The organism is Streptomyces katrae (genome assembly GCF_000966975.1).
GTDB lineage: Bacteria > Actinomycetota > Actinomycetes > Streptomycetales > Streptomycetaceae > Streptomyces > Streptomyces katrae.
Genome location: NZ_JZWV01001293.1, coordinates 1 through 681, shown reverse-complemented (window position 1 = coordinate 681; position 681 = coordinate 1). Strand labels below are relative to the sequence as shown.

Below are 681 nucleotides of genomic sequence, written 5' to 3'. Positions count from 1 at the left end.
CCCCTCGTCCGCCCCCGCCCCGGCGGAGCCCGGCCGGGAGGACGCCCGGGCCGTCTTCGAGCGGATGGCGGAGCGCGCCGTGCGGCCCGCCGGGCTGGTGCGGCGGGGGCTGGCCAGGGTCCTGGACTCGCTCGTCCTCGCCGGGGTGGCCGTCGCCGCCGCCCGGGCGAGCGGCCGCACCACGACCGTGTGGCTGCTCGACGCCACGACGGCCGGCCGGCTGGGCCTCGTACTGGCCGCCTTGCTGCTGTTCGGGGTGTTCTACGAGGCCCTGCCCACCGCCCGCTGGGGCCGCACGCCCGGCAAGAAGCTGTGCGGGGTGCGGGTGCTGGCCACCGCCACCCTGCGTCCGCCCGGCTTCGGCGCGGCGCTGCTGCGCATGCTCGTGTACGGGTTCCTGGGGCTGCCGGGGAGCCTGTGGTGCCTGTTCGACCGGCCGCGTCGGCGGGGCTGGCACGACAGGGCGGCCCGCACGTACGTGTCCCGTTGACGGGGCGGGGGTGGGAGCGGGGCCCGTCCCCCGGACGGACACCGTCGCGTTGCGGGTGCGGCGGGGCCGGGTTCGACTCGGGCCATGAGCACCGACCAGCCGCCCCCGGGCCAGCCGCCCGAGGACGACCCGTTCCTCAAGAAGCCGCAGGAACCGACGCCTCCGCCGGCCGGCCCGCCGTACGGCTCACC

1 protein-coding gene and 1 pseudogene are annotated in these 681 nt (G+C 78.6%); both read left to right on the top strand.

Annotation, left to right across the window (positions count from 1 at the left end):
- Positions 1–490, top strand: a 490-nt coding sequence (locus VR44_RS36315) for an RDD family protein (protein ID WP_107072585.1), incomplete at its 5' end; no start/stop codon positions are given.
- An 84-nt stretch (positions 491–574) separates the two neighbouring features.
- Positions 575–681 (top strand): annotated as a pseudogene (locus VR44_RS47945) (RDD family protein); the annotation flags it as partial.